Source organism: Hydrogenophaga aromaticivorans, from assembly GCF_013387465.1.
Taxonomy (GTDB): domain Bacteria; phylum Pseudomonadota; class Gammaproteobacteria; order Burkholderiales; family Burkholderiaceae_C; genus Hydrogenophaga; species Hydrogenophaga aromaticivorans.
In genome coordinates, this window is sequence record NZ_VYGV01000001.1 from 159,482 (window position 1) to 186,196 (window position 26,715).

Below are 26,715 nucleotides of genomic sequence, written 5' to 3' on the forward strand. Positions count from 1 at the left end.
TCGGGGGGCAGACGCCGCTCAACCGATGAACCCGATTCTTCGCAAGGGCCCGGGAAGCTACAACGCGGGCGCCGGGCGAGAGGCTTCAGGCCCGCGGCGGATTTGCTTCGTCCGCGGAAGATTCCTTCCGCGCCGCGCGCTGGGGGCCATTTCATAATGGCGCACCATGTCCAGCCCCAACCCGACCCTTTGCGTGGCCCTGATCGAGGACGATCAACCCACCAGCCGACAGCTGGCCACCTGGATCCGGTCGGCGCGGCCCGACATCCGGATCGACCAGTGGTTCAACCGCGACGACGCGGAAAACGCCATCAACCGCGTGCCCTACGACCTGGTGGTGCTTGACATCGAGCTCGGCCACGAGCGCCATGCCGGCGTGGCCCTGATCAACGCGATCAACAAGAACCGCCAGGGCACGCCGGTGCTGGTGGTCTCGGCCATGCCCGCGGCCATCTACCGCAGCATCATGAAAGCGCTGGACGCCTGGGACTACCTGCAGAAGACCACCTTCGAAGAGCACGATTTCATCGAGACCTTTCTGGACATCCTGCGCGTCTCGCGCAAGCAGGCCGCGGTGGCCGCACCGGCGGCGCCCGCCGACGAGCTGAGCCTGGACCCGCTGTGGCAGCGCACGCCGATCTGGCGCGGCCAGCGCATCAACCTGCCGCTGACCGCGCAACGCATCCTGGCCACGCTGCACCAGCGCGCGGGCGAGGTGGTGTCGTACGAAGAGCTGTTCGACGTGGTCAAGAGCGGGCGCAACCGCGACAACGTGCGCAAACACGTGAGCACCATCCGCGACGCGTTCCGCGAGGTGGACCCGCAGTTCGAGGGCATCGAGAACGTGCCGATGCGGGGCTTTCGCTGGGTGCGCACGGCCCTGGTTTCCGCGCCCGGCCGAAAGCCCGCATGAAGGTGCCGGGCCTCGACCTGCCCCGCTTTCGCATGGGCAAGCTCGGCGTGCCGCGCCTGGGGCTGGCCGGCTTTCGACGGCGCATCTTCTTTCGCGCCGTCTTTGCGCTGCTGGTGCTGGCCACGCTGGGCCTGGCGCTGACCGTGCTGCGGCACGAAAAAGAGCGCAGCTACCTCAACTACCAGAACAGCTTTCGCAAGACCCAGTCGGAGATCCTCGCGCGCCTGCGCCACCCGGCCGGTCAGCTCGCCCTGCTCAATCCGCAGCACACACCGGCCACGCCCGGCCAGGGCGTCGAGCTGTCGCCGCTGCTGCTGCCCTTTGGCGCGCTCGACTTCGACGACCCGTTCAAGGCCCAGCAGGCGCTGGAGAGTTCGGGTTGCGCCGTGTTGTTCCAGGACGGCTCCAGCGCCTGCGCGGCGATCGGCAGCAACCCCTACGCAGGCGGCTTCGTCTACCTCGCGGGCAGCTTCGTCAGCCCGCCGCTGGTGGGCCGCGAGCGGGGCCAGCTTGAGTTGCAGGACGTGCACCGCGCCCGGGTGCACCTGACGCTGCGCGGCCAGACCACCCGCTGGATCGCGCCGCTGGAGCTGGTGACCCGCACCCGTGGCCAGCCGCAGGCGCCGCTGGTGGGGCGCTGGGCCGGCTTTCGGGCACCCGAGGCCGGCGCGGAGCCGGACACGCTGCAACGCAAGACCCGCCCGGTGCGGGACTTCCGCGGCTGGGTCTGGCAAAGCCCGGACTGCGCCGAGGAGGGTCAGGCGCAGCCCGACTGCCCGCGCCGCGCGTTCTACTCCATCCGCCTGCCCTCGGACGCCCTGCGCGTGGCCAACCTGCCGCCCGCCCGGGTGGTCTGGCCGCCCGCCGATCTCGGCGACATCCGCGTGGGGCTGCAGATCGTGGGGCCCGCGTCCGCGCAACTGCTGGACACCGCCGCGCCGCGCCAGGCCGAGCCGTCCGCGCTGGCCGAGCTGGCGCAGTCCCTGCTGCCGGGCGAAAGCCTGCGGATCCAGCGATTGGCCAGCACCCTGGCCCCGGGCCTCACGCGCCCCCCCGCCACGCAGACCCTGCACGGCAGCGCCGACCCGGGGGAGCGTGAATCGCCCTGGGTGCGCCACATCGTGGGCCTGCTGCCGGTGGACACCCGGGTGCCGCTGCTGCAGGCGGTGGACACCGTGGCCACGCCGGTGGGCCGCTTCGAGATCACGCTGACGGGCGACGTGCGCACGGTGGAGCGCCGCATCAGCATCGTCGCCACGCGCCTGCTCTGGCTGGTCGGGGCCATGCTGGGCGCGATCGTGCTGGCCTGGCTGCTGATCGAGATCGGCCTCATCCGCCGCGTGACCCAGCTCACCCGGCGCGCCGCGGCGGTGTCGTACAACGTGCACGCGCCCTTGCCGGAAAACCGACTCGCCGACCTGGACGTGAGCGATCTGCGTGGCAGCGACGAACTCGGCATCCTGGCCGGGGGCCTGTCCGACCTGCTGCAGAGGGTGAAGAACGACATCTCGCGCGAACACCAGCGCGCCCAGCAGGAGCTGGACATGTGGCACGCCGTGGGGCACGAGATCATGTCGCCGCTGCAGTCGCTGATGGTGTTGCACGGCCGGCCCGAGGACCCGAGCCACCGCTACGTGCAGCGCATGCAGCAGGCCGTCAAGGTGCTGTACGGCCACGCGTCCCCGAGCGAGGCGATCGTCGCGGCCGACATGGCCAGCGAGCGGCTGGACATCCACGCCTTCCTGCGGCAGATCGCCGACAACGCGCACTTCTCCGGCATCGACGGCGTGCGGTATCTGGACGCGGACAACCCCGGGCTGGCGGGCCTGCAGGTGCGGGCCGATGGCTTCGCGCTGGAAGACGTGGTCACGCACCTGCTGCGCAACGCCCAGCGCTGCCGCACACCGGGCACGGCCATCACGCTGTCACTGACGGCCGACCCGCAACACGCCTGGATCGCGGTGCACAACCAGGGGCCGGCGATCGACGCGGCGCTGCTGCCGCGCATTTTTGACTACGGTGTGTCCGACCTGCCGCCGACCGAAGGCCACCGCGGCCAGGGCCTGTTCGTGGTCAAGACCTACATGGGCAAGATGGGCGGCACGGTGCAGGCGCGCAACGTGGCCGATGGCGTGGTGTTCACGCTGGGGCTGGCCCGGACGGTCTGAGCGCACAAAAAAAACCCGGACGCTGGACGCGCCGGGCTTGCACTCAGGTGAAACGCTTGGGTGTCAGAATTTCCAGCCCACACCGACACCCAGCAACAGCGGGTCCACCTTCAGCTTGCCGATCTCGGTGCCTCCCGCGCTCACCTTGGTGGCGATCTGGACCTTCTTCACGTCGACGTTCAGGTACATCGTGTCCGTCAGGCGAAAGTCCATGCCCGCCTGCAGCGCCAGACCGAAGCTGTTGCGCTTGATGTCCACGCCAGCGGGCAGGTTCACCGAGCTGAAGCGGGTGTAGTTGAGGCCCGCGCCCACGTACGGCTTGAAGGCTCCCAGGTCCGTGAAGTGGTACTGCACCGTCAAGGTGGGGGGCAGGTGCTTCAGGCTGCCGATGGGGGCGCCGCCCGCGGTCAGCGTGTGCTTCTGGGGCACGGTCAGGATCAGTTCGGCCGCCAGGTTCGAACTCATGAAATAGGTGAAATCCACTTCGGGCAGCCACTTGTCGTTGACGGCGAGGTCCAGGCCCGTGCTGTCCTTGTTGGCGCTGTCCAGGTGAACGGCGCGGGCACGCACCAGCAGGTTTCCCGCCTTGAAGTCCTGCGCCAGTGCTGCGCCCGAACCCAGCAAGCAGAGTGCGGCTACGGCAACGATGTGCTTCTTCATGGTCTTCCTTCAGTCCTTGATACGGGAACATTCCCGGCAGGCATTACAGGAGACCCGGCATGGGACCCCCTTGCGAAAGATCAAACGGCACCGTGCACAAACACGGTGCGGCGCTGGAAATGCAAGCGAATTGATTCAGATCAATCCGCAGCCAGCGCTTCCACCAGCGCACGCTCGTAGACCGGATGGGTGCCAATGTCGTTGTGGTTGGAGCCCGGCACCACGACCGAACGCGCCACACCCGGCTTGAAGTGCCGGGCGAGTTGCGCCGTGCGTCCGGGTCGAATCAACGTGTCGTGTTCGGCGGCGATGAGCGTGGTGGGCGCACTGATGCGACCGGCCACAGCCGCCGAATCGAAACGGTCCCGGATCAGCCAGCGCACCGGCAACCAGGGGTAGTGTTCGACCGCCACGTTCTCGATGCTGTCGTAGGGCGTGATCAGGGCCAGCCGGGCCACAGCCTGCTCGCTCGCGAGGCGGGCGGCGACGCCACTGCCCAGGCTGCGGCCGATCAGCTTGATCTCCGTGTGCTCGCGCCGCACATGCTCGTACAGCGCGAGGGCGTCTGCGTGCAAGGCGGGCTCGCTGGGCTCGCCCGTGCTCTGCCCGTAGCCGCGGTAGTGCATCAGGTACAGCGCATGGCCAGGAAACAGGCGCGCCAGCTGCGGCAAAGTGCCCGACACGTCCTCGGCGTTGCCACCGAAATACAGGATTGCCGGCGCGCCGGGCCTCAACCGCAGGCTGATCTGCAGTGTGGCGCCGTCCACCGGCAGCATCAGCGATTCACCCGCCTGCCGGGCCGGCTGCGGGTGGTACAGCATCGAACGTTGCCAGGCATCCCTGTCGGTGCAGCCCGCCAGGTACAGCAGCGCCAGCCCAGCAGCCGCCCAGAGCCGCATCAGGCGCAGAGCCTGGAGGATTCGCATGGCAGGTTCAACTCCACCACCGGAGCGCGTGCCCCATCCCAGCGCACGCCGAAGATCCGGCTTCGCCGGTCCAAGGGCGTGGTCCCCCTGGGGGGACGCCGCAACGCGGCGCAGGGGGGTCACACCTTGCTCAGCGCCTGCTCCAGATCGGCGATCAGGTCGTCGATGTGCTCGATGCCGATCGACAGGCGAACCATCTCGGGGCTCACGCCGGCCTTCTTCATTTCGTCGGGGTTGAGCTGGCGGTGCGTGGTGGTGGCCGGGTGGCAGGCGAGCGACTTGGCGTCGCCGATGTTCACCAGGCGCGTGAAGAGCATCAGTGCGTCCTGGAAACGCGCGCCGGCTGCGATCGCATCGCTGGACTTCAGGCCGAAGCTGATGATGCCGGACGCCTTGCCGCCCATGTATTTCTGCACCAGCGCGTGGTCCTTGTGGTCGGACAGCCCGGCGTAGTTGACCCAGTCCACCTTGGGGTGGTTCTGCAGGTGCGTGGCGACCTTCACCGCGTTGTCGCAGATGCGGTCCATGCGCAAGGCCAGGGTCTCGATGCCCTGCAGGATCTGGAACGCGTTCATGGGCGACAGCGCCGCGCCCATGTTGCGCAACGGCACCACGCGGGCGCGACCGATGTAGGCGGCCACGCCCAGCGCTTCGGTGTAGACCACACCGTGGTAGCTCACGTCGGGTTCGTTCAGGCGCTTGAAGCGCGCCTTGTGTTCGGCCCAGGGGAACTTGCCGCTGTCCACGATGGCGCCACCGATGGTGGTGCCGTGGCCGCCGAGGTATTTGGTCAGCGAGTGCACCACGATGTCGGCGCCGTGTTCGAACGGGCGGCACAGGTAGGGGCTGGAGACCGTGTTGTCCACGATCAGCGGCACGCCGGCGGCGTGGGCCACGGCGGCCAGCGCACCGATGTCGGTCACGTTGCCCAGCGGGTTGCCCACCGATTCGCAGTAGATCGCCTTGGTGCGCTCGTCGATCAGCGCCGCAAACGCAGCCGGGTCGCGCGGGTCGGCGAAGCGCACCGTGATGCCCTGCTGCGGGAAGGTGTGGGCGAACAGGTTGTAGGTGCCACCGTACAGCGTGGAGGCCGAGACGATGTTGTCGCCGGTCTCGGCGATGGTCTGGATGGCCGCCGTGATGGCGGCCATGCCCGAGGCCATGGCGAGTGCGCCCACGCCGCCTTCGAGCGCGGCCAGGCGCGCTTCGAGCACGCCGTTGGTCGGGTTCATGATGCGGCTGTAGATGTTGCCGGCGACCTTGAGGTCGAACAGGTCGGCGCCGTGCTGCGTGTCGTCGAACGCGTAGGCCACGGTCTGGTAGATCGGCACCGCCACCGCCTTGGTGGTGGGGTCGGGGGTGTAGCCGCCGTGCACGGCGATGGTTTCGATTTTCATGCGGTCTCCAGGAGGTTGTTGTTGGGAGGGCGGGGGATCATTCTCTCAGCAGCTCCACCACGCTCACCCCGCGGTGGCGCACACCCAGGGCGGTGATCGCGGCTTGGCTGAGATCGATGATGCGCTTGTGTTTGTACGGACCGCGGTCGTTGATGCGCACCACCACTTCCTTGCCGGTTTGCACGCTGCGCACGCGCACCTTGGTGCCGAACGGCAGGGTCTTGTGTGCGGCGGTGAAATCGTGCATGTCGTAGCGTTCACCGCTGGCCGTGCGCCGGCCGTGAAAACGGTTGCCGTACCAGGACGCCAGCCCTTTGTCGATCAGCTCCGCCGAGCTGGACGGGACGGCCAGCGGGTCGCCCCCAGGGGGCGTTTCAGCGGCGGTCGGGTCGGGCACCGCGACCACACCCGAAGGCGCCGGCGGCGATGAGGACGGGCCCGCCGGCGCAGCGGGCGCTGCACGGACCGCCGTGTCGGTGGGCGCATCCACCCGCATGGGCGTGGGCACGGCGCAAGCGGTCAGCAGCGCGGCCAGCAGGACCGGCGCCAGTCGCAGGCGACCGGCGGGGTGTTTCCAAGTGTGGGGCATGGCGTTTCCTCTCTGCATTCCGGGCCAGCCCCCGACCTTAACCCAGCTCAAGACGCTTCACGATCTCCAGCGTCGCCACGCTCTGGTTCATGGTGTAGAAGTGCAAAGCAGGCACACCGGCGTTGCGCAGCTGGTCACACAGGTCGGTGACCACGTCGAGGCCGAAGGCCTTGATGGAAGCGATGTCGTCGCCATAGGCCTGCAGGCGCAAGCGGATCCAGCGCGGGATCTCGGCGCCACACGCGTCGGAGAAGCGCATCAGCTGGGTGGAGCTGGTGATGGGCATGATGCCCGGCACCACCGGTGCGTCGACACCGAGCTTGTGCGCCTCATCGACGAAGCGGAAGTAGGCATCGCTGTTGTAGAAGTACTGCGTGATGGCCGAGTCGGCGCCGGCGCGCACCTTGGTGGCGAAGGCCTGCAGGTCCGACTCGGGCGATTTCGCCTGCGGGTGCACCTCGGGATAGGCGGCCACTTCGATGTGGAAGTCGCGCCCGGTCTCGGCGCGGATGAAGGCCACGAGGTCGCTCGCGTAGTGGAACTCGCCGCCGATGCCGTAGCCGCTGGGCAGGTCGCCGCGCAAGGCCACCAGGCGCTTGACACCCATGGCCTTGAGTGTGGACAGTTGCTCGCGCACGCTGGCCTTGGTGGCACCGATGCACGAAAAGTGCGAAGCCGCGTCCACGCCCTCGGCCAGGATGGCACCCACGGTGTCGAAGGTGCCCTGCTGCGTGGAGCCGCCCGCGCCGTAGGTGACCGAGCAGAACTCGGGCTTCTGCCCATACAGCTGCTGGCGCACGGCGCGCAGCTTCTCGGCGCCTTCGGGCGTCTTGGGCGGGAAGAATTCAAAACTCACTGGCAATGCCATGGTGATTCCTTGTCGAGCGTCGGGTCCACGGGACGGCTTCAGGCAGCCCGCTTCGCCCAGACGAAAAATTCGCGGTTGCCGTCACCGCCGGTGATGGCACTTTCAAAATAGTCCTGCAGCGCCAGGCCGTTGTCCACGCAGGCCAGCGCGATGCGCTCGCGCACCAGTACATAGCTCGCCGCGTCCTTCACCAGGCCACCCTTGCCGATCTGGCCCGGCTGCAGCTCGAACTGCGGCTTGACGAGCATCAGCAGGCTGCCACCGTCTTTCAACAGCGGGACGATGGCCGGCCAGACCAGCGTCTGCGAGATGAACGACAGGTCGCCCACAATCAGGTCGAACGGTGCGGCGGCTTTTTCACCGGCCGCATCCACCAGCTGCTGCGCCGTCAACTCGCGCGCGTTGCATTTTTCGATGCAGACCACGCGTTCGTCGACCCGCAGCTTCGGGTGCAACTGGCCCTGTCCCACGTCCACGCCCACCACCTGGGCGGCGCCGCGCTGCAGCAAGCAGTCGGTGAAACCACCGCTGCTCTGCCCCACGTCGAGGCAGCATTGACCGGTCACGTCCAGACCGCAGTGCGTGAGCGCGCCGTCGAGCTTGAGCCCGCCGCGCGACACGAAACGCGACTCCGCCGTGTCCAGCAGCTCCAGCTCCACCGTCTCGCGCAGCTCGTCGCCGTTTTTGCTCACGGCCTTCCAGTCGCCACCGGGCACACGCCAGCGCACCCCGGCAGCGATCAGCCGCTGGGCCTGCGAGCGCGAAGCAGCCAACCCTCGCTCGACGAGCAACTGGTCAGCGCGCATCGGCGATCAATAGCGGTACGTGTCGGGCTTGTAGGGGCCCTGTTTCGGCACACCGATGTACGCCGCCTGCTCGTCGCTCAGTTCGCTCAGCATCGCGCCGACCTTCTTCAGGTGCAGGCGCGCGACCTTCTCGTCCAGGTGCTTGGGCAGCACGTAGACCTTGCCGTTTTCGTAGAAGTCGCTGTGCGTGAACAGCTCGATCTGCGCAATCGTCTGGTTGGCAAACGAAGACGACATCACGAAGCTGGGGTGGCCGGTGCCGCAGCCCAGGTTCACCAGGCGGCCTTTGGCCAGCAGGATGATCTTCTTGCCGTCCGGGAAGATCACGTGGTCCACCTGGGGCTTGATCTCTTCCCACTGGCATTTCTCTTCCAGCTTGGCGACCTGGATCTCGTTGTCGAAGTGGCCGATGTTGCAGACGATGGCCTGGTCCTTCATGGCGGCCATGTGTTCGAAGGTGATCACGTCGCGGTTGCCGGTGGTGGTCACGAAGATGTCGGCCTTGTCGGCGGCGTACTCCATGGTCACGACCTTGTAGCCTTCCATCGCGGCCTGCAGGGCGTTGATGGGGTCGATCTCGGTCACCCAGACCTGGGCGCTCAGGGCGCGCAGGGCCTGGGCCGAGCCCTTGCCCACGTCGCCGTAACCGGCCACGCAGGCGACCTTGCCGGCGATCATCACGTCGGTGGCGCGCTTGATGCCGTCCACCAGGCTCTCGCGGCAGCCGTAGAGGTTGTCGAACTTGCTCTTGGTCACCGAGTCGTTGACGTTGATGGCGCGGAACATCAGCGTGCCCTTGACCGACATCTCCTTCAGGCGGTGCACGCCGGTGGTGGTTTCTTCGGTCACGCCGATGATCTGGGCGCTCTTGCGGCTGTACCAGGTGCTGTCTTCGGCCAGCTTGGCCTTGATGGCGGCGAACAGGATGCGCTCTTCTTCGCTGCCGGGGTTGGCCAGCACGCTCTGGTCCTTCTCGGCCTGCTTGCCCAGATGCATCAGCAGCGTGGCGTCGCCGCCGTCGTCCAGGATCATGTTCGGGCCTTCACCTTCGCTGCCCTTGGGGCCGAAGTCGAAGATGCGGTGGGTGTAGTCCCAGTAGTCGGTCAGGGTTTCGCCCTTGACGGCGAACACCGGCGTGCCGGCGGCGGCGATCGCGGCGGCGGCGTGGTCCTGCGTCGAGAAGATGTTGCACGACGCCCAGCGCACTTCGGCGCCCAGCGCTTGCAGGGTCTCGATCAGCACGGCCGTCTGGATGGTCATGTGCAGCGAGCCGGTGATGCGCGCGCCCTTGAGCGCCTGCTTGGGTGCGAACTCTTCGCGGATGGCCATCAGGCCTGGCATCTCGGTCTCGGCGATGCGGATTTCCTTGCGGCCCCAGTCGGCCAGGCCGATGTCGGTGATGACGCAGTCGGCGTTGACGGCGTTGGGAATGCGTGCGTTCATGGTTCGCTCCAGTTGAGGTTGGCAAAAACCACTGGACGCGGGGGCAAAAAAAAGCCCATCGCACGTTCAGTGGATGAGCGTCGTTGCATGGATTTCCGAGCCTCACGCCCCGCGCTGACCGGTGGTCAGGGGTGCGCTGCAACGCTCCTCGGATCGCAAGATTCTACCGCAGACGGGTTTTTTTGACATCTGCGAAACTGTTCAACCTTTATGCCTCATCTCTCGCTTTCAGATTGGCCAGCGGCCGCGCGCAGCCACATCCACGGTGTGCTCACCGACATCGACGACACCCTCACCACCGGAGGAGCGATCACGCCCGACGCGCTGGCCGCCCTGCACGCCCTGCGAGCCGCGGGCCTGCCGGTGTTCGCCATCACCGGCCGGCCCGCGGGCTGGAGCGAAGCCTTTGCGCTGGACTGGCCGGTCAATGCCATCGTGGCCGAAAACGGTGCCGTGGCGCTGTCGCGCGGCGCGGACGGTGGGCTGCACAAGACCTACCTGCAGGACACCGCGACGCGGCAAACAAACTTCGCGCGCCTGCAGGCGGTGGCGCATCGCATCCTGACCGAGCTGCCACAGACCCGCCTGTCGCAGGACAGCCCCGGGCGCGAAACCGACATCGCCATCGACCACAGCGAGTTCACCCAGCTGGACGGCGCGACCATCGCGCAGGTGGTGCGCCTGATGCAGGCGGGCGGCCTGCATGCCACGGTGAGTTCCATCCACGTCAATGGCTGGATCGGCCAGCACGACAAACTGGCGGGTGCGCGCTGGGTCGTGCGCGAACAGCTCGGTCGGAATCTGGACGCCGAACTCCAGCACTGGGTCTACGTGGGCGACTCGACCAACGACGCGGTCATGTTCGGCCACTTCCCGCACAGCGTGGGCGTGGCCAACGTGGCGCGGTTCTGGGACCGGCTCACGCACCGACCGCGTTATGTGACAGCGGGCGAACGTGGTGCCGGCTTTGTCGAGGTGGTGCGGGCCCTGCTGGACGGCCGCGGGACGGAGACCGCGGCATGAGCGAACACCCGCTGCCTCCTGGCCACAGCGGCACCACCCTCCCGGCGGTGGCACCGACCCACGCCCGGCTCGGCCTGGTGGCCATCTTCGGCTCCACGTTTTTCGAGCTGGTGGGCTACTTCATGCTCATGCCGCTGCTGCTGTTGCGCCTCAAAGGGGACGGCGTGTCCAACGCGTTGGCCGGCCTGCTGGCGGCCACGGGCTGGGTGGGCGTGTTCGCCATCACGTCGTTTGCTTCGGCCATCACGCAGCGGCTGGGGCGGCGGCCCACACTGTGGCTGGCGGCGCTGGTGCCGGTGCTGAGCACGACCGGCTTCCTGTTCACCAACTGGTTGCCCGCCTGGTTCGTGTTCGAGTTCGTGGCCGGTGCGGCGTCTGGCCTGCGCTGGGTGCTGGCCGAAGCGGTGGTGGCCGAGTTCGCGTCACCCCGCCAGCGCGGGCGCATGGTGGGCCTGTTCGAAACCATGGTCGGCACCACCTTCGTGATTGGCCCCGCGCTGCTGGCGGCCGTGGGTGCGCAGAGCGCGCTGGCGCTGTGGCTGGTGCTCGCCAGCATGACCATCGGCCTGGTGTGGAGCCTGCTGATCCCGCCGCTGCCTCGCGCCCACGATGCCCACAGCGCGCGCGTCGGACTGCACGGCGTATGGCACGCGCTGCGCGCGCACCCGCTGATCATGACGGTGGGTTTTGTCGGTGGCTTTTTTGAGAGCGGGCTCACGTCCATCCTGCCGCTGTACGGGCTGGCCCTGGGCCTGGGCGCCACGGCGGCGGCCCTGCTGGTCTCGGCCAGCGGTCTGGGCAGCGCGCTCATGATGCTGCCCGCCGGGTTGCTGGCCGACCGGCTGAGCGCACACCCGCGCTGGGGCAACGAGGGTCGCGCGCGGCTGGCGATCATGCACGCCTGCGCGCTGGTCACACTGGCGGCCACGGCGCTGATTCCTTTCGTGGCCGGCACGCCCTGGCTGGCGGCGGCGGTGGCCTTCCTGTGGGGTGGCGCCGGCGGCAGCCTCTACACGCTGGCGATGATCGACATCGGCTCGCGCGAACAGGGCATCACACTGGTCAACAGCACGGCGGTGCTGGTGCTCTCGTACACCCTGGGCGGCGTGCTGGCGCCCGCGCTGGGGGCGGCCATGCTGGACTGGGCGCCGGTGGTCGGCTTTCCGGCGCTGCTGCTGGCCGTGGCCGGGCCGGGCTGGTGGTTGCTGCGCCGCGCCAACCGCGCCGTTTGATCAGGGGGCAGCGGTCGGAGCGCTCGCCGCCAGCGGGGCGGGCATCGACGAAGGGGCCGGCGCAGGCGCCGGCTTGTGGGCACCGTCAAACACCCGGTCGGCCACGCCGCCACCGATCCACATGCCCACCAGCGTCACCCAGGCCGTGACGGCGAAGATGGCGCCGCCGGTCATGCCCGCGCCCACGGCGCAGCCGCCGGCCAGCATGGAGCCAAAACCCATCAGGATGGCACCGATGATGTAGCGCGGCATGGTGTAACCACCGCCAAAACCTTCGAGCTTCCAGTCCCGGCCGACCAGGGCGCCGATCAGCGAACCCAGGAACACGCCGGGCATGAGGCCAAGGTCAAAGTTCCAGGGCTCGCCAGGGTTGCTCAACACCCGCATCAGCCATTCGGCCGACGGGCCACTGAAGGTCATGCCCTGGACTTGCACCGGCTCGAACGAATGCGCCAGCACCTGGTAGGTGGCCAGCCAGGCCAGCGCCACAGCCAGCCCGGTGCCGATGCCGCCAGCCCACTTCCAGAAGCCCCAGCCGCTGTAGTAGGCAAAGAAGCCCGCCGTCACCAGCCACACCGCGGCGAAAGCCAGCCCGTCCATCGGGCCGACGCCCAGCAGCGCCAGCAGGCTGCGCGCGGGGCCACCGTCCACCGTCCACCAGCCGGCGATGGTTTCGCGCCAGGGCGCCAGCACGCCACTGAGCGAAGCCTGCGCCGTCACGGCGAAGATCAGACCCGAGAGCAGCGCCCGCAGGTTGCCGTTGGCCGAGAGCACCAGCAGGCGGCTCGCGCAGCCGCGCGTCATCACCATGCCCACGCCGAAGATCAGACCACCGATCAGCGCGCCCGATAGGCTGCCGCGGGAAGACAGCTGGCGTGCGGTGCTCACGTCCAGCAGCCCGGAGACCACGAACAGCTGCACGGCCACCACGGCGGTGGAAAAGGCCAGCAGCCAGACCGCGAGCTTCTCGCCGAACTTGCCGTGCCAGAACTCGATCACGGCCGCGCGCAGGCAGAACCTGGAGCGCTGCGCAAAAAAGCCGAAGGCCAGCCCGGTGAGCAGGCCACAGACCGCCAGCACACCCGGTTCACCAAAACGCTCGATCCAGCCCGTCCAGTCCATGGCCACTCTTTTCATGAAAATATGCGCAAGCGACCATGTTACGCCGCGCTGCGGCGTGGGACTTGATGCGGCGCAACATCTGGCGCCGTGGTGATAGCGGGTAAGCTCAAACCACCACCCTGCCCACTGTCCCTGAAAGGAACCCCATGGCCATCCCCTGGCTGGTTGCCCTGAAAGTCATTCCCTGGGGCGACGTGATCGAACATGCGCCCAAGGTGCTCAACGCCGCGCGCAAGTTGCTGGACCGGCAGCGCGCTCCGGCGCCGACCCCCGAAGCGCCGAAAGAGGTGATCGACCCACCGGGCGCCGCCCAGCCCAGCCTGGCCGCACTCAACGCCCGCCTATTCAGCGCGCAACAGGAGATCACCCAGTTGACGCAGACCCAGACCCAACTCGCCCAGACGGTGACCGAACTCGCCGAGCAGAACGCCCGGCTGGTCGGCGCGGTGGAGGTGCTGCGGGTGCGCACGCGCCTGCTGCTCTGGGGCGTGGCCTTGCTGCTGTTGGGCGTGGTCTGGCTGGCCTGGCGTTGATCCGGCTTCAGCGAAGGGGGTGACAGCGGTTCAGCGCCGCTGAAACGGGGCCTGGTACAGCCACACCGGTTTGCCGTCCACGTTCTGCAGCCGTGCGCGGTGCGCCCAGCCGACCGCCTCAAACTCCAGACTGACCAGCCAGCTCCCCGACCGCAGTTCCCTGGCCGCCTTGTCCATCGCGCGCGACATGCTTTCCGGACGCTGGAACAGATAGACCAGGTCGTAGCCCGACCAGTCCGCGGCCCAGATATCGGCCCGGCGCACCTTCGCAAAACGGCAGCGCAAGGCGCACAGGGCCGTCAGCGGCCAACTCCATTCGAGGCCCAGGATGCGCGCCTGGGGGTATTCACCGTGCAGCGCCTTCAGACCGGCACCGAGCCCGCAGCCCGCGTCCACCACGTGGGCACCGGCGGGCAGCGGCGCTTTCAAGGCCAGGCCTTTCAGCGCCAGGGCCGGTGTGGGGAACAGCGGCGCGTCGCGCCAGGTGTTGAGCGGGTACAGCGCCAGCAGCAGCGCCAGCGGCACCAGCCAGACCCAGCCTGGCAGCGCACCGGCAGCCCCCGTGACCAGCAAGGAGAGCGGAAAGCCGCCGAGCATGAACGCCCGGCGCCAGGGGGTTCGGCCGGTCCAGGCCGGCGCGCCCGAGACCAGCAGCGCCAGCACGAACGCCGCCACTGCCCCCAGCCCCGCCGCCCGCAACCCCACGAAGACCGCCCAGGCGAGCGCCCAGGTCAGCAGTGCGGGGAGGGGCCAGATCAGCATGGTGAGCGGCATTGTCGCCGCTACGGGATCAGGTTTTTTGTTCGGACGGCAGGGTCTGCAGCGTCGCGTCGCAGCCCACACCGGCAGCGATCCAGCGCCGCGCCAGCCGGCGCAGCAGCGGCGCAGCCCAGCGCCAGCGCGGACCGAGCACGCCTTCGGCATCGCTGACCGCACCGCAACGGTACAGCGCCTCGGCGTCGCTCCAGCGCAGCGCGTCACAGGCGCCATGCCGCTTGCGCGAAATCACCTGACCCAGCGGGCAGGGTTCGGCCAGGCAACACACGCCGCAGCCGTTGCAGGGCGCGCCCGGCACGGGCTTGAGGGGCGCGGCCGGGTGGATGTGGATGACCTGATGTGCCATCGGCGCAGGGTACCGCACGGGCTTCGCGGAGCGCCGCGTCGCGCAGGTGATTGGTTCCGCTTGCGGCCGGCCAGCGTCGTGCCCTAAGGTGGAGCCGTTCCCACCCCCACAACATTCAGGAGACACCATGACCATCCCCGCGCCGTTTTCGCCGTTCATCTCGGGCTACACCTTCTTTGAAAGTCCGCGCTGGCACGACGGGCAACTCTGGCTGTCGGACTTCTACACCCAGCAGATCGTGCGGGTGACCCTGCAGGGCGAGGTGACGCCGGTGGCCGAGGTTCCCGAGCAACCCTCTGGCATGGGCTGGCTGCCCGACGGTCGCCTGCTGGTGGTGTCGATGCGTGACCGCCGGATCCTGCGGCAGGAAGCCGACGGCAACCTCGTCACCCACGCCGACCTCTCGTCGGTGGCGCTCGGACACATCAACGACATGGTGGTCGATGCCCAGGGCCGCGCCTATGTCGGCAACTTCGGCTTCGACCTCATGGGCGGAGGCACGCCGCGCACAGCCACCCTGGCGCGGGTCGATCCCGACGGTTCGGTCCAGGTGGTGGCCACCGATCTCTACTTCCCCAACGGCAGCATGATCACGCCCGACGGCCAGACCCTGATCGTGGGCGAGACCATGGGCAACCGCATCTCGGCCTTTGACATCCGGGCCGATGGCAGCCTGGGGCCCCGCCGCGACTGGGCACGCTTCGGTGAACTGCCGGCACTGACCGACATGGCCTCGGTGCTGGGCAGCCTGAGCGCCGCACCCGACGGCGCCACACTCGACGCCGACGGCGCGGTCTGGTTTGCCGACGCGGTCGGCCACCGCGTGGTGCGCATGGCCCCCGGCGGCGAGGTGCTCGAAAGCCGTTCTACGGGCGAACAGGGTGCCTTTGCCTGCACGCTGGGCGGCCCGGACGGGTGCACCCTGTTTGTTTGTGTCGCCCCGGACTTTTACGAACACGCCCGCCGGGCGGCACGCGAAGCCGCGGTCTGGACCACGACGGTCAGCGTGCCGGGCGCCGGGCGCCCCTGAGAGCCTTCGACAGGCTCGGTCCGAACAGATATTTCAGGTCCGCGCGAGCACCGGCCCGAGCACGCGCCCGGTGTGCGTGTCCAGCCGCACCACCTCGTCGGGTGGGGCTTCGGCCACCACGCGGCCACCGCCGCCGCCGCCTTCGGGCCCGAGGTCGATGATCCAGTCGGCTTCGGCCATCACGTCGAGGTCGTGTTCGATCACGATCACGCTGTGGCCGCCATCCACCAGGCGGTGCAGCACGCGGATGAGTTTTTCCACGTCGGCCATGTGCAGGCCCACGGTCGGCTCATCGAGCACATACAGCGTGTGCGGCGCCTTCTGCCCGCGGCGCGTGACGTCGTCGCGCACCTTGCTGAGTTCGGTCACGAGCTTGATGCGCTGGGCTTCACCGCCGCTCAGCGTCGGTGATGGCTGCCCCAGCGTGAGGTAACCCAGGCCCACGTCTTTCAGCAGCTGCAGCGGGTGGGCGATGTTGGGCATGCTGGCGAAGAACTCGACCGCTTCGTCCACCTCCATCTGCAGCACGTCGCCGATGCTCTTGCCCTTCCAGCTCACAGCAAGTGTCTCGGGGTTGAAGCGCGCGCCGTGGCAGACCTCGCAGGGCACTTTCACGTCGGGCAGGAAGCTCATTTCGATGGTGCGCATGCCCTGCCCTTCACAGCCCGGGCAGCGGCCTTCGCCGGTGTTGAAGCTGAAGCGCCCCGGGCCGTAGCCGCGCGCCTTGGCTTCGAGCGTGTCGGCGAAGAGCTTGCGCACCGTGTCCCAGAAACCGATGTAGGTGGCCGGGCAGCTGCGCGGGGTTTTTCCGATGGGCGTCTGGTCGACTTCGAGCACGCGGTCCACCACCTCGGAGCCGAGCAGCTTGTCGCAGCCGGTCCAGGTGGGCCGGGTGCCGTCGTTGTCCCAGGCCTGGCGGCCGGCGAAGGTGCTGCGCTGGGACACGGCGGCCGCAGCGTTGGTGAGCAGCACGTCGCGCGCGAAGGTTGACTTGCCGGAGCCACTGACGCCGGTGACCACGACCAGGCGCTGCAGGGGGACGGCGACGGTGAGGTTGTCGAGGTTGTGCAGGCGGGCGCCGCGGACTTCGAGTGCGGGAGCCGTCGAATCCACGGCTCGCCGCGGCTGCAGCGGGTGTTTCATCGCGTGCAGCAGGTAGCGCCCGGTGACCGATTCGGCGTTGGCCGACAGATCGGCCACCGACCCTTGCGCCACCACACGACCACCGCGTTTGCCGGCACTGGGGCCGATGTCGATGATGTGGTCGGCGCGGCGGATGGTGTCTTCGTCGTGCTCCACCACCACCAGCGTGTTGCCCATCTCGCCGAGTTTGTGCAGGGCGTTGAGCAGGATGGCGTTGTCGCGTGCGTGCAGGCCGATGGTCGGCTCGTCGAGCACGTAACACACGCCCTGCAGGTTGCTGCCGAGCTGCGCCGCGAGGCGGATGCGCTGCGCTTCGCCGCCGCTGAGCGTGGGTGCGCCGCGGTCGAGCGTGAGGTAGTTCAGGCCCACCTCTTCGAGGAAGGCGAGGCGGCTTTCGATCTCGGGCAGCAGGTCGCGCGCGATGTCGGCTTCACGGCTCGTCAGCACGGCCACCTTCAGCAAGCCCTGCACCCACGCGCGCACTTCGTTGACCGACAGGCGCGCCACGTCGGTGATGCCGACACCACCGAACTTCACCGCCCGCGCCTGCGCATTGAGACGAGTGCCTTCACAAGCCGGACACGGTTGATCCGCCAGGTCTTCCACCTCGGGCTCGGCGAAGCTCTGCTCGCGGCCGCGCTCGTTGTCGTCGCGCACCGAATCGTCGAGCGCCTTGCGCTGCTCGCGCGAGAGCGCGAGGCCCGTGCCCACGCAGTCGGGGCACCAGCCGTGTTTGCTGTTGTATGAAAACAGGCGCGGGTCCAACTCGGGGTAGCTGGTGGCACAGACCGGGCAGGCGCGGCTGGTGGAAAACACCTCCAGCCGGCCCAGCCCCACGGTGGACGTGCCGTCGGCCATGGCTTGTTCCAGGCCTTGCATCTGGTGCAGCACATGCACCTGGCCCTTGCCGATCTCCAGCGCCTTGGTGAGCTGGCTGCGCAGCCAGGCTTCGTTGGCCGGGTCCACCACGCCGTCGGCCACCGGCAGTTCGATGGTGTGTTCCTTGAACCGGTCGATGCGCGGGAAACCGCTCGTGGGCAGGAACTCGCCGTCCACGCGCAGGTGGGTGTGGCCGCGCGGGCGTGCCCAGTCGGCCAGCTCGGTGTAGACACCTTTGCGGTTGACCACCAGCGGCGCTAGCAGGCCGATGTGTTGTCCGGCGTAGCGCGTCAGGATGGCGGCGGCGATGCTCTCCGGGCTTTGCGGCATCACGGCCGCGCCGTCGTGCACGCAGTGCTGCGTGCCCAGCTTCACGTAGAGCAGGCGCAGGAAGTGCCAGACCTCGGTGGTGGTGCCCACGGTGCTCTTGCGGCCGCCGCGGCTGAGACGCTGCTCGATGGCGACAGTGGGCGGGATGCCGTAGACCGCGTCCACCTCGGGCCGACCCGCAGGCTGAACAATGCTGCGCGCATAGGCGTTGAGCGATTCGAGGTAACGGCGCTGGCCTTCGTTGAACAGGATGTCGAAGGCCAGCGTGGACTTGCCCGACCCGCTCACGCCGGAGATCACGTTGAACTGCCCGCGCGGAATGTCCACGCTCAGGTGCTTGAGGTTGTGCTCCTTGGCGTTGACGATGCGGATGGCGTTACTGTGGCCCGCGGTGCGCGCGGCCGAGGCGCGTTGGCGCTGCGGTTGCTTCAGGTAGTCGACCAGCCGGCCTTCGTGCACCGCGTGCACCTCACCCATGGACTCGGCGTAGGCGCGCAGGGCCTTGGCGGTGTGGCTGCTGGGGTGCTGGCGCACGTCTTCCGGCGGGCCTTCGGCCACCACCAGGCCACCACCCGTGCCGCCCTCGGGACCGAGATCGATCAGCCAGTCGGCGGCGCGGATCACGTCGAGGTTGTGTTCGATCACGACCAGCGAATGCCCGGCTTCGAGCAGCTTGCGCAGGCTGCGCATGAGCTTGGCGATGTCGTCGAAGTGCAGGCCGGTGGTGGGCTCGTCGAACAGGAACAGCGTGCCCTTGCGCGAGACCGGCTGGCGGCTCGCGCTGGCGCTCTTGGCGGCTTCGGCCAGGAAACCCGCGAGCTTCAGGCGTTGCGCCTCGCCGCCCGACAGGGTCGGCACCGGCTGGCCCAGTTTCACGTACTCCAGCCCCACGTCCACGATGGGCTGCAGCGCGCGGATGACTTCGCGGTCGCCGACGAACAAGGCGGCGGCTTCGCTCACGGTGAGGTCGAGCACGTCGGCCACGCTGAACCAGCGGGCACCGCGTTCAATCTTCACCTCCAGGATCTCGGGCCGGTAGCGTTTGCCGTCGCAGTCGGGGCAGCGCAGGTACACGTCGCTCAGGAACTGCATTTCCACGTGCTCGAAGCCGGAGCCACCACAGGTGGGGCAACGCCCGTCGCCGCTGTTGAAGCTGAACTTGCTCGCGGTGTAGCTGCGCTGACGCGACAGCGGCGCGTCGGCAAACAGGGCGCGCACGGCGTCCCAGGCGCCCACATAGCTCACCGGGTTGGAGCGCGCGGTCTTGCCGATGGGCGACTGGTCGACGAAAACGACCTCGCTCAGGAAGTCGGCGCCGAGCAGGCGGTCGTGTGCGCCCGGCGAGTCGGTGGACTTGCCGAAGTGGCGCAGCAACGCGGGCGCCAGCACGTCCTGGATCAGGCTCGACTTGCCCGAGCCGGACACGCCGGTGATCACCACCAGACGCTGCAGCGGGAACTCGACACTCACGTTCTGCAGGTTGTGCTCGCGCGCGCCTTCCAGGATCAGCCGCGGTGTGCTGTCGGTCACCATGCGCTTGAAGCCCATGCCCACGGTTTTGCGCGCGCCGAGGTAGGCGCCGGTCAGTGTGTCGGCGCTGCGGATCTGCTCGGGCGTGCCGTCGAACACGATCTGGCCGCCGCGTTCGCCCGGGCCGGGGCCCATGTCGATCAGGCGGTCGGCGGCCAGCATCACGGCCGGGTCGTGCTCGACCACGACCAGCGTGTTGCCCGCGTCGCGCAGGCGCAGCATGGCGTCGTTGATGCGCGCCATGTCGCGCGGGTGCAGGCCGATGCTGGGTTCGTCGAGCACGAAGAGCGTGTTGACCAGCGAGGTGCCGAGCGCGGTGGTGAGGTTGATGCGCTGCACCTCGCCACCGCTCAGAGTGCGGCTTTGACGGTCGAGCGTGAGGTAACCAATGCCGACTTCGCAGAGGTAGCGGATGCGGGTGTTGATCTCTTCGAACAGCAGGCGCACCGCCTGCGCCTGGCCCGCGCCCGCGAGGTCCGAACCCGCCGGGACCAGCGTCTTGTCCAGCGCCGCAAAGAACACCCGCAGCTTGTCCAGCGGCATCAGCATCAGGTCGTGCAGGCACAACCCCGGCAGCGCTTCGAGCTGCGCACGCGACCACTTCACACCCTTCGGCAGATAGCGTTTTTCGGCAGGCAGCACCGCGTCAGCCTGTTCTTTGGTTCCAATGCGCCAGAGCAGGCTGTCGGTCTTCAGGCGCGCGCCGCCGCAGCTGGGGCATTCGGTGTAGCTGCGGTATTTGGACAAGAGCACGCGGATGTGCATCTTGTAGGCCTTGCTCTCCAGGTACTCGAAGAAACGCGCGATGCCGAACCAGTGCTGGTTCCACTTGCCGTTCCAGTTGGGCGAACCGGCCTTCACCCAGTGCTGCTGCTCGGGCGTGAGCTTGTTCCAGGGCGTGTCGCGCGGGATGCCGGCCGCTTCGGCGTGGCGCATCAGGTCATCCTGTGCCTCTTTCCAGGCGGGCGTCTGGAACACCTTGATCGCGCCGTTGCGCAGCGTGAGCTTGTCGTTCGGGATCACGAGGCCGTAGTCCACCCCGATCACGCGACCGAAACCGCGGCAGGCCTCGCAGGCGCCCACGGCCGAGTTGAACGAGAACATCGAGGGTGTGGGGTCGGTGTAGCGGATGTCGCTCTCGGGGCAATGCAATCCTGTCGAGAACCTCCAGATCACCGGCTCGGCACCCTCCTCGCCCAAGACATAGACCATCAGCTTGCCGCTGCCGCGCTTGAGGCCCGCCTCGATGGCTTCCATCACGCGCGCCTGCTCGGCCGTGCCGATGCGGAAGCGGTCGGCTACCACGTCGAGCACCTTCACCGATTCGCTGGCCGTGGCGCCTTTGGCGGCCTTGGCCTTGGTGGTCTTGGCGGCTTTCGCATCGGGCGCCGGTGCGGCACGCTGCACGATGCGCTCGGCCTGCACCCGCGTGTAACCGCTGGCCGAGAGCCATTGTTCGATTTCTTCGGGTGTGGTGCTGGCCGGCAGCTCCACGGGAAAAGTGACCACCAGCCTGGGATCGTTCAACGCCACACAACGCTTCTGCAGCTCGGCGTAGATCGACTCCGGCGAATCGTGCCGCACGGGCAGCGCGGTCTCGCGGTCGAACAGGTCGGCGCCGCGCGCGAACAGGAGCTTCAGGTGGTCGTTCAGCTCGGTCATCGTGCCCACGGTCGAGCGCGAGCTGCGCACCGGGTTGGTCTGGTCGATGGCGATGGCCGGCGGCACGCCGTCCACCCGGTCCACCGCGGGTTTGTCCATGCGGTCGAGGAACTGGCGCGCGTAGGCGCTGAAGGTCTCGACGTAGCGGCGCTGGCCCTCGGCGAACAGCGTGTCGAACACCAGGCTGGACTTGCCCGAACCGCTGGGCCCGGTGACCACCGTGAGTTCACCGGTGCGGATGTCGAGGTCGATGTTCTTCAGGTTGTGCTGGCGCGCGCCGCGGATGCGGATCAGCCCGGTCTCGGTGTGCGCCGGGCTGTCTGCCGGCGCAGCGTCCGCGGGTTCGGACGGGGACGAGGGGTTCAGGAGCGGGTGCGCATCAGACATGAGGGGGTTTCCGGTGGGGAGGCGAACATTCTAGGAGCGCAAGGACCCGCACCGTGCGCGGCTACGTCATTTCCACAATTTCCCGGAACGGCGCCGCGCCTAGACTGGCGCCATCGCTGGAGACAAACACATGACACACACCCGCCCAGGACGTCGCCTGGCTCTGGTCACCGCCTGCCTGGCGGCCCTCACCACCCTCGCCATGCCCGCCTGGGCCCAGCTGCGCATCGGCCAGCCCTCGGGCTTCACCGGTTCGGTGTCGGCCGGCGTGAAAGAGAACACCGAAGGCGCCAAGCTCTACCTGGACGCGGTCAACGCGCGCGGCGGCGTGAACGGCCAGAAGATCGAACTGATCTCGGTGGACGACCAGTTCGACCCCAAGCGCACGGTCGAGATGGCCGGCGAGCTGATCACCAAACAGAAGGTGCTGGCGCTGTTCCTGAACCGCGGCACACCGCACGCGCAGGCCCTGTTGCCGCTGCTGGCGGAGCACAAGCTGCCGCTGGTGGGGCCCAGCACGGGCGCCATGGCGCTGCACACGCCGGTCAATCCCTGGGTGTTCAACGTGCGCGCCACCTACCAGCGCGAAGCGGCCAAGGCCATCGAACACCTGGCTAGCATCGGCATGACGCGCATCGCGGTGCTGCAGACCGACGATTCGTTTGGTGCGGATTCGGCCGCCGGGGCCCAGAAGGGTTTTGAGAAGGTCGGGCAGAAACCGCTGCTGCTGGAGAAGTTTCCACGCGACAAACCCGAATTTGCCGCGCTGGGCCAGCAAGTGACCCAGCAGAAGGCCCAGGCCGTGATGGTGATCGGCTCGGCCGGCAACACCGCCAACGCGGTCAAGGCGATCCGCGCCGCCGGCTCAAGGGCGCAGATCGTCACCCTGTCCAACAACGCGTCGGAGGGTTTCATCAAGCTGCTGGGTGAACACGCACACGGCGTGATCGTGACCCAGGTCTTCCCGAATGAGCGCTCGCTGACCTACCCCCTGATCCGCGAGGCGCAGACGCTGGCCAAGGCCAAGGGGATGGAGGGCGTTTCACCCGCGATGATCGAAGGCTTTGCAGCGGCCAAGGTGCTGGTCGAAGGCCTGCGCCGCGCCGGGCCCAACCCGACATCCGAGGGCCTGCGCGACGCGCTGGAGGGCCTGCAGAACTTCAACATCGGCGGCCTGAGCGTCAGCTACGGACCGGACAACCACACCGGTCTGGACTTTGCCGACCTGTCGATCGTGGACGCCTCGGGCAGGTTCCGGAGGTAACCCCCTGCGTCGCCGCCCCCTTGAGGGGGTAGCGCGAAGCGCTGCGGGGGTGTTTCCTTCAGCCCTTAACGATCATCACCGGCACACGGGCGTGCGTGAGCACTTTCTGCGCGACGCTGCCCAGAATCAAGGCCTTGACGCCCTGGCGGCCGTGCGACGCCATGACGATCAGGTCGCAACCTTCGGCCTGCGCGGTCTCGATCACGCCCTCGTAGACCACGTTGCGCTCGATCGTGTCACCGGCGAAGGGCACGCCTTCGTCTTTGCAGACCTGGCCCAGGGCCTCCAGCGCTTGTCCGGCGGCGCTGCGGGCTTCGGCCATGTAGGCCTGCAAACCGACGGCGGATGCATCACCGATGCCGATGTAGGGAAACGGGTCGATCACATACACGCCCACGACCTGCGCACCCTGGCTCTTGGCGAGCTGGGCGGCGATGGTGGCTGCGCTCTGCGCCAGGGTCGAGCCATCGGTGGGGACCAGAATTTTTTTGAACATGCCATATCTCCTTGTGGGTGAAAGTGTTTCAGTTCCAGCCCGAGGCCCGTTTGGAGGCCCCGGCCGCGACGGGTGCGCACCATCTTAGCCGTCCTCGCGCACCCCCCGGCTTGAGGCCCGTCAACAACAAGGGCGTCAGCCCCCGCGGCGCACGCCCACGGGCAGCGCCGCTGCGGCATCCCAGGCACCGGAATCGAACCAGGGATCACCTTCCAGCTGGGCCCGCAGCATGGGCAGCGCATCCTGCCCCCAGAACACATGGCCACGGGTCTCCAGCGCCGGCACGCCGAACAGGCCGAGCGCGAGCGCTTCGTCGGTGTTGCTGCGCAGGCGCTGTTTCACCAGCTCGCTGTCGGGCGCGTGCCAGGGCTTCTCGCGCTGGGCCATGTGGTCCTGCAGCAGCGTCTGCAGCGCGGCCAGGCGATCGGGCGCTACCGCATCGCCGCCGCCACGCCAGACGTGGTGGAACAGCTGCTCGGTCACGTAGCGGTTGGTCTCGCCAGGCACGTCATCGGTGGCGGTGGCCAGGCCCAGGCGCAGCAGCGCCAGCGGGTTGAACGGGTGGGCGGCCGGCAGGTCGAGCGTCACGCCGTGCTGGTGCGCCAGCCAGCTCACCTGGCGGTAGGTCCAGTCGCGTTTGGAAGGAATCTCCGCCGGCCCGAGCTGGCCGTTGGCTTTGAGCAAGGCGGCGAACAGCACCGGCTTGTAGCGCACGCGCACGCTCAGCCCCATCAGCGCTTCGGGCAGACGCTCGAACGCGAGGTAGGCGTAGGGCGAGATCGGGTCGTACCAGAACGTGATGTCGTGCAGGGTGTCAACGCTCATGGGGTCCTCTCGGGTCAGGCGCTCTGGCGCGCCTCGATGCGTTCCCAGATCACCAGCTTTTCCGCATCCGCCAATGCGCTCCAGGTGGCGATTTCGGGCAGGGTCCGGTAACAGCCTTTGCAGCTGCTGCTGCGTTCGTCCAGTTCGCAGATGGACACACAGGGCGAGGGCACGCCGGGGCCAGGGTGGCGCTCGCGCGCGTCGCGCAGGTTGATCAGAGGCGCATTCATGAGAGCGGCGCCAGCGGCGCGGTGACATCGTGCACCGGCGCGCCGGTCAGGCTTTGCAGTTCGTGTGGGCTGAGGCGGAACACGCCGTGCGGGTGGCCCGCCGCGGCCCAGATTTCGGCAAAACGGAACAGCTGGTCATCGATCAGCGTCACCGGCGGCGTGGCGTGCGCCAGCGGCGACACGCCGCCGATGGAAAACCCGGTCTTGCTCTTGACGAAATCGGCGTCGGCACGACCGAGCTTGCCGCCCTCGGCGCAGACGATGGCCTGCACCTTCTTTTCGTCCACGCGCAGGTCGCCCGAGGTGATGACGAGCACGGCCGCGTCGTCGCTCTTGCGGCGGAAGATGATGCTCTTGGCGATCTGGCCCAGGGCCACACCCAGGGCGTCCGCCGCCTGCTGCGCGGTGCGCGCGGCATCGTCGAGCATCACGGGCGTGTGCGGGTGGCCACGTTCGGCCAGCGCGGCCATGACACGCTGCACGCCGGGCGGCAGCTCCACAGAATTCAAGGTGTCGTCAGTCATGGGCGGGAATGGTACCTGCCACCATCAGGCGGCCCGTTTCACCAGCATCAGGCTCGCACCCATGGCCACCAGCACGCCGCCGAACACGCGGTTCTGCGCACGGCGCGCCTTCGCGGTGGCCAGCCAGCGCTGCGCGCGCGAGGCCAGGAAAGCGTAGCCGTGCATCACCACCAGATCGACCGAGATCGAGGTCACCAGCAGGATCAGCAGCTGCAACCACAGCGGGCGCAGCGGGTCGATGAACTGCGGCAGCACCGCCACCATGAACACGATGCCCTTGGGGTTGGTCACGTTGGTCATGAAGCCGATCAGCACCCGCTGGCGCACCGTGGGCAGCCCGGGCTGCAAGCCGGCCACACCATCGGCGGCTTGTTGGGGAGCATGGGCTGCATGCACCGGCGAACGCCATTGCTTCACGCCCAGCCAGATCAGGTAGCCCGCGCCCAGCACCTTGACCACCGTGAACGCGGTGGCCGACGCGAGCAGCAGCGCCCCCACACCCACCCCGGCGATCAGCAGGATGACCGACAGCCCCAGCTGCAAGCCGGCGATGGTGGCGCTGGTGTGGCGCACGCCGTAGGCCAGACCGTGGCTCATGGACAGCACCGCGCCCGAGCCGGGTGAAATCGCGATCACCCAGGAGGCGGCGAAGAAGGCGAGCCAGATGTTGAGATCCATGGTGTTCAGCCCTGGCGTTTTGCGAGCAACGCACGCGACACGCGCGAACCACTCGGGCGGTTGAGGTGTTCGCTGATGAACTGGCCAGCGTCCACCAGCGCATCAAGATCGATGCCGGTTTCAATGCCCATGCCGTGCAGCAGGTAGACCACGTCTTCCGTCGCCACGTTGCCGGTGGCACCCTTGGCATACGGGCAGCCGCCCAGCCCGGCCACGGAGGACTGGAAGTTCCAGACGCCCAGCTCCAGTGCCGCCAGCGTGTTGGACAAGGCCTGGCCATAGGTGTCGTGGAAATGCCCGGACACCTGAGCGATGGGAAAGTGCTTGAGCGTCGCTTCGATGGCCGCCTGGACCTTGTGCGGCGTGCCGACGCCGATGGTGTCGGCCACGTCCACACGCTCGACGCCGATGCCCTTCATCAGCCCTGCCAGGTAGTCCACGCGCTCGGGCGGAATCTCGCCTTCGTACGGACAGCCCACGGTGCAGCTCATGGCGCCCCGCACCGCTATGCCTGCAGCCTTGGCCGCGGCGACCACTGGCGCGAAGCGTTCGATGCTCTCGGCGATGGAGCAGTTGATGTTCTTCTGGCTGAAGGCCTCGCTGGCCGCACCGAAGACCACGATCTCATCGGGCCGGTCGAGCAGCGCGGCCTCGAAACCCTTGAGGTTGGGCGTGAGCACCGAATACCGCACACCCGTCTGGCGCGCGATGCCACTCATGACCTCGTGGTTGTCGGCCATCTGCGGCACCCACTTCGGGCTCACGTAGCTCGTGACCTCGATTTCCTTCAGACCCGCGGCCTGCAGGCGGTGCACCAGCTCGATCTTCACCGCGGCCGGCACGGGCTGCTTTTCGTTCTGCAGGCCGTCGCGCGGGCCGACGTCGATGAGGTGGACTTTGGATGGGATGTTCATGAATGTCTCCGAAGGGCTTG

General features: G+C 68.1%; 24 protein-coding genes and 1 riboswitch. Of the genes, 7 read left to right on the top strand and 17 right to left on the bottom strand.

Translation table 11 applies throughout. The features are described from left to right. Nucleotides 1-166 precede the first annotated feature (166 nt). Both F3K02_RS00775 and F3K02_RS00780 read left to right on the top strand, forming a co-directional pair. Nucleotides 167-913 (top strand): response regulator transcription factor, encoded by a 747-nt coding sequence (locus tag F3K02_RS00775; RefSeq protein ID WP_068171038.1) that lies wholly within the window; start codon nt 167-169, stop codon nt 911-913. Further along, nucleotides 910-3,081 carry a sensor histidine kinase gene (locus F3K02_RS00780; protein ID WP_177132283.1) on the top strand — a complete coding sequence of 724 codons (2,172 nt, stop codon included), beginning with the start codon at nt 910-912 and terminating at the stop codon, nt 3,079-3,081. Before F3K02_RS00775 ends, F3K02_RS00780 begins: the two co-directional genes overlap by 4 nt. 63 nt (nt 3,082-3,144) lie before the next feature. Here F3K02_RS00780 and F3K02_RS00785 read toward each other — a convergent pair whose 3' ends face one another. The 7 genes from F3K02_RS00785 to ahcY all read right to left on the bottom strand — a co-directional run bounded on the left by F3K02_RS00785 (nt 3,145) and on the right by ahcY (nt 9,770). Continuing rightward, complete coding sequence (locus tag F3K02_RS00785; RefSeq protein ID WP_177132286.1) at nt 3,145-3,741, bottom strand: OmpW/AlkL family protein; 597 nt, start codon at nt 3,739-3,741, stop codon at nt 3,145-3,147. A 140-nt stretch (nt 3,742-3,881) separates the two neighbouring features. Beyond that, the gene (locus tag F3K02_RS00790; RefSeq protein ID WP_177132288.1) at nt 3,882-4,667 is read right to left on the bottom strand and encodes an alpha/beta hydrolase; all 786 of its coding nucleotides are present in this window, start codon (nt 4,665-4,667) and stop codon (nt 3,882-3,884) included. A 119-nt stretch (nt 4,668-4,786) separates the two neighbouring features. Then, a complete protein-coding gene (locus F3K02_RS00795; protein WP_177132290.1) occupies nt 4,787-6,064 on the bottom strand; it encodes an O-acetylhomoserine aminocarboxypropyltransferase/cysteine synthase family protein in 1,278 nt (425 codons plus the stop codon). A gap of 37 nt (nt 6,065-6,101) precedes the next feature. Continuing rightward, nucleotides 6,102-6,653 (bottom strand): septal ring lytic transglycosylase RlpA family protein, encoded by a 552-nt coding sequence (locus F3K02_RS00800; RefSeq protein WP_246309046.1) that lies wholly within the window; start codon nt 6,651-6,653, stop codon nt 6,102-6,104. 37 nt (nt 6,654-6,690) lie between these two features. Then, nucleotides 6,691-7,521: a methylenetetrahydrofolate reductase [NAD(P)H] gene (gene metF / locus F3K02_RS00805; RefSeq protein ID WP_177132292.1), complete on the bottom strand. Its 831-nt coding sequence runs from the start codon at nt 7,519-7,521 to the stop codon at nt 6,691-6,693. Between the two features lie 38 nt (nt 7,522-7,559). Further along, nucleotides 7,560-8,327, bottom strand: a complete 768-nt coding sequence (locus F3K02_RS00810; RefSeq protein ID WP_177132293.1) for a TlyA family RNA methyltransferase — start codon at nt 8,325-8,327, stop codon at nt 7,560-7,562. Nucleotides 8,328-8,333: 6 nt separating this feature from the next. Beyond that, nucleotides 8,334-9,770, bottom strand: a complete 1,437-nt coding sequence (gene ahcY / locus F3K02_RS00815) for an adenosylhomocysteinase (RefSeq protein WP_177132295.1) — start codon at nt 9,768-9,770, stop codon at nt 8,334-8,336. A gap of 68 nt (nt 9,771-9,838) precedes the next feature. After that, nucleotides 9,839-9,926, bottom strand: a riboswitch (S-adenosyl-L-homocysteine riboswitch). A 54-nt stretch (nt 9,927-9,980) separates the two neighbouring features. On the opposite strand from ahcY, the gene F3K02_RS00820 reads away from it, so the two are divergent. Further along, nucleotides 9,981-10,793 (top strand): HAD-IIB family hydrolase, encoded by an 813-nt coding sequence (locus F3K02_RS00820; RefSeq protein ID WP_177132297.1) that lies wholly within the window; start codon nt 9,981-9,983, stop codon nt 10,791-10,793. Next, nucleotides 10,790-12,025, top strand: coding sequence for an MFS transporter (locus F3K02_RS00825; RefSeq protein ID WP_177132299.1), 1,236 nt, complete (start codon nt 10,790-10,792; stop codon nt 12,023-12,025). Before F3K02_RS00820 ends, F3K02_RS00825 begins: the two co-directional genes overlap by 4 nt. Here the strand turns inward: F3K02_RS00825 and F3K02_RS00830 are convergent, their stop codons facing one another. Beyond that, the gene (locus F3K02_RS00830) at nt 12,026-13,162 is read right to left on the bottom strand and encodes a YeeE/YedE family protein (RefSeq protein ID WP_218179315.1); all 1,137 of its coding nucleotides are present in this window, start codon (nt 13,160-13,162) and stop codon (nt 12,026-12,028) included. A gap of 131 nt (nt 13,163-13,293) precedes the next feature. Here F3K02_RS00830 and F3K02_RS00835 point away from each other — a divergent pair, with 131 nt between their 5' ends. Beyond that, nucleotides 13,294-13,680: a hypothetical protein gene (locus tag F3K02_RS00835; protein ID WP_177132301.1), complete on the top strand. Its 387-nt coding sequence runs from the start codon at nt 13,294-13,296 to the stop codon at nt 13,678-13,680. A gap of 30 nt (nt 13,681-13,710) precedes the next feature. On the opposite strand, the gene F3K02_RS00840 is transcribed toward F3K02_RS00835, so the two are convergent. Continuing rightward, nucleotides 13,711-14,442: a class I SAM-dependent methyltransferase gene (locus F3K02_RS00840; protein WP_246309047.1), complete on the bottom strand. Its 732-nt coding sequence runs from the start codon at nt 14,440-14,442 to the stop codon at nt 13,711-13,713. Nucleotides 14,443-14,470: 28 nt separating this feature from the next. Continuing rightward, nucleotides 14,471-14,803, bottom strand: coding sequence for a hypothetical protein (locus F3K02_RS00845; protein ID WP_177132304.1), 333 nt, complete (start codon nt 14,801-14,803; stop codon nt 14,471-14,473). 127 nt (nt 14,804-14,930) lie between these two features. On the opposite strand from F3K02_RS00845, the gene F3K02_RS00850 reads away from it, so the two are divergent. Further along, nucleotides 14,931-15,833: an SMP-30/gluconolactonase/LRE family protein gene (locus F3K02_RS00850; protein ID WP_177132306.1), complete on the top strand. Its 903-nt coding sequence runs from the start codon at nt 14,931-14,933 to the stop codon at nt 15,831-15,833. A gap of 33 nt (nt 15,834-15,866) precedes the next feature. On the opposite strand, the gene uvrA is transcribed toward F3K02_RS00850, so the two are convergent. Further along, complete coding sequence (gene uvrA / locus F3K02_RS00855; RefSeq protein ID WP_177132308.1) at nt 15,867-21,764, bottom strand: excinuclease ABC subunit UvrA; 5,898 nt, start codon at nt 21,762-21,764, stop codon at nt 15,867-15,869. A 130-nt stretch (nt 21,765-21,894) separates the two neighbouring features. Between uvrA and F3K02_RS00860 the strand changes: the two genes are divergently transcribed. Continuing rightward, complete coding sequence (locus F3K02_RS00860; RefSeq protein WP_177132309.1) at nt 21,895-23,028, top strand: ABC transporter substrate-binding protein; 1,134 nt, start codon at nt 21,895-21,897, stop codon at nt 23,026-23,028. A 58-nt stretch (nt 23,029-23,086) separates the two neighbouring features. Here the strand turns inward: F3K02_RS00860 and F3K02_RS00865 are convergent, their stop codons facing one another. From F3K02_RS00865 to F3K02_RS00890, 6 genes are all read right to left on the bottom strand, one after another. After that, nucleotides 23,087-23,524, bottom strand: coding sequence for a universal stress protein (locus tag F3K02_RS00865; RefSeq protein ID WP_177132312.1), 438 nt, complete (start codon nt 23,522-23,524; stop codon nt 23,087-23,089). 135 nt (nt 23,525-23,659) lie between these two features. Continuing rightward, the gene (locus tag F3K02_RS00870; RefSeq protein ID WP_177132766.1) at nt 23,660-24,334 is read right to left on the bottom strand and encodes a 2-hydroxychromene-2-carboxylate isomerase; all 675 of its coding nucleotides are present in this window, start codon (nt 24,332-24,334) and stop codon (nt 23,660-23,662) included. Between the two features lie 29 nt (nt 24,335-24,363). After that, nucleotides 24,364-24,579, bottom strand: coding sequence for a DUF1289 domain-containing protein (locus F3K02_RS00875; RefSeq protein WP_177132314.1), 216 nt, complete (start codon nt 24,577-24,579; stop codon nt 24,364-24,366). After that, a complete protein-coding gene (locus F3K02_RS00880; RefSeq protein WP_177132316.1) occupies nt 24,576-25,103 on the bottom strand; it encodes a YbaK/EbsC family protein in 528 nt (175 codons plus the stop codon). Before F3K02_RS00880 ends, F3K02_RS00875 begins: the two co-directional genes overlap by 4 nt. Nucleotides 25,104-25,127: 24 nt before the next feature. After that, complete coding sequence (locus tag F3K02_RS00885) at nt 25,128-25,781, bottom strand: LysE family transporter (protein ID WP_177132318.1); 654 nt, start codon at nt 25,779-25,781, stop codon at nt 25,128-25,130. A 5-nt stretch (nt 25,782-25,786) separates the two neighbouring features. Continuing rightward, a complete protein-coding gene (locus F3K02_RS00890; RefSeq protein ID WP_177132320.1) occupies nt 25,787-26,695 on the bottom strand; it encodes a hydroxymethylglutaryl-CoA lyase in 909 nt (302 codons plus the stop codon). Nucleotides 26,696-26,715: the final 20 nt, after the last annotated feature.

Excerpts from the sequence above, each read along its gene's own strand:
- F3K02_RS00880 (WP_177132316.1), bottom strand. The coding sequence starts at position 25,103 with ATGACTGACGACACCTTGAATTCTGTGGAGCTGCCGCCCGGCGTGCAG.
- F3K02_RS00825 (WP_177132299.1), top strand. The coding sequence starts at position 10,790 with ATGAGCGAACACCCGCTGCCTCCTGGCCACAGCGGCACCACCCTCCCG.
- F3K02_RS00790 (WP_177132288.1), bottom strand. The coding sequence starts at position 4,667 with ATGCGAATCCTCCAGGCTCTGCGCCTGATGCGGCTCTGGGCGGCTGCT.
- uvrA (WP_177132308.1), bottom strand. The coding sequence starts at position 21,764 with ATGTCTGATGCGCACCCGCTCCTGAACCCCTCGTCCCCGTCCGAACCC.
- F3K02_RS00820 (WP_177132297.1), top strand. The coding sequence starts at position 9,981 with ATGCCTCATCTCTCGCTTTCAGATTGGCCAGCGGCCGCGCGCAGCCAC.
- metF (WP_177132292.1), bottom strand. The coding sequence starts at position 7,521 with ATGGCATTGCCAGTGAGTTTTGAATTCTTCCCGCCCAAGACGCCCGAA.
- F3K02_RS00775 (WP_068171038.1), top strand. The coding sequence starts at position 167 with ATGTCCAGCCCCAACCCGACCCTTTGCGTGGCCCTGATCGAGGACGAT.
- F3K02_RS00875 (WP_177132314.1), bottom strand. The coding sequence starts at position 24,579 with ATGAATGCGCCTCTGATCAACCTGCGCGACGCGCGCGAGCGCCACCCT.
- F3K02_RS00885 (WP_177132318.1), bottom strand. The coding sequence starts at position 25,781 with ATGGATCTCAACATCTGGCTCGCCTTCTTCGCCGCCTCCTGGGTGATC.
- ahcY (WP_177132295.1), bottom strand. The coding sequence starts at position 9,770 with ATGAACGCACGCATTCCCAACGCCGTCAACGCCGACTGCGTCATCACC.
- F3K02_RS00865 (WP_177132312.1), bottom strand. The coding sequence starts at position 23,524 with ATGTTCAAAAAAATTCTGGTCCCCACCGATGGCTCGACCCTGGCGCAG.
- F3K02_RS00810 (WP_177132293.1), bottom strand. The coding sequence starts at position 8,327 with ATGCGCGCTGACCAGTTGCTCGTCGAGCGAGGGTTGGCTGCTTCGCGC.
- F3K02_RS00860 (WP_177132309.1), top strand. The coding sequence starts at position 21,895 with ATGACACACACCCGCCCAGGACGTCGCCTGGCTCTGGTCACCGCCTGC.
- F3K02_RS00800 (WP_246309046.1), bottom strand. The coding sequence starts at position 6,653 with ATGCCCCACACTTGGAAACACCCCGCCGGTCGCCTGCGACTGGCGCCG.
- F3K02_RS00840 (WP_246309047.1), bottom strand. The coding sequence starts at position 14,442 with ATGCTGATCTGGCCCCTCCCCGCACTGCTGACCTGGGCGCTCGCCTGG.
- F3K02_RS00890 (WP_177132320.1), bottom strand. The coding sequence starts at position 26,695 with ATGAACATCCCATCCAAAGTCCACCTCATCGACGTCGGCCCGCGCGAC.
- F3K02_RS00785 (WP_177132286.1), bottom strand. The coding sequence starts at position 3,741 with ATGAAGAAGCACATCGTTGCCGTAGCCGCACTCTGCTTGCTGGGTTCG.
- F3K02_RS00795 (WP_177132290.1), bottom strand. The coding sequence starts at position 6,064 with ATGAAAATCGAAACCATCGCCGTGCACGGCGGCTACACCCCCGACCCC.
- F3K02_RS00845 (WP_177132304.1), bottom strand. The coding sequence starts at position 14,803 with ATGGCACATCAGGTCATCCACATCCACCCGGCCGCGCCCCTCAAGCCC.
- F3K02_RS00780 (WP_177132283.1), top strand. The coding sequence starts at position 910 with ATGAAGGTGCCGGGCCTCGACCTGCCCCGCTTTCGCATGGGCAAGCTC.
- F3K02_RS00850 (WP_177132306.1), top strand. The coding sequence starts at position 14,931 with ATGACCATCCCCGCGCCGTTTTCGCCGTTCATCTCGGGCTACACCTTC.
- F3K02_RS00835 (WP_177132301.1), top strand. The coding sequence starts at position 13,294 with ATGGCCATCCCCTGGCTGGTTGCCCTGAAAGTCATTCCCTGGGGCGAC.
- F3K02_RS00830 (WP_218179315.1), bottom strand. The coding sequence starts at position 13,162 with ATGAAAAGAGTGGCCATGGACTGGACGGGCTGGATCGAGCGTTTTGGT.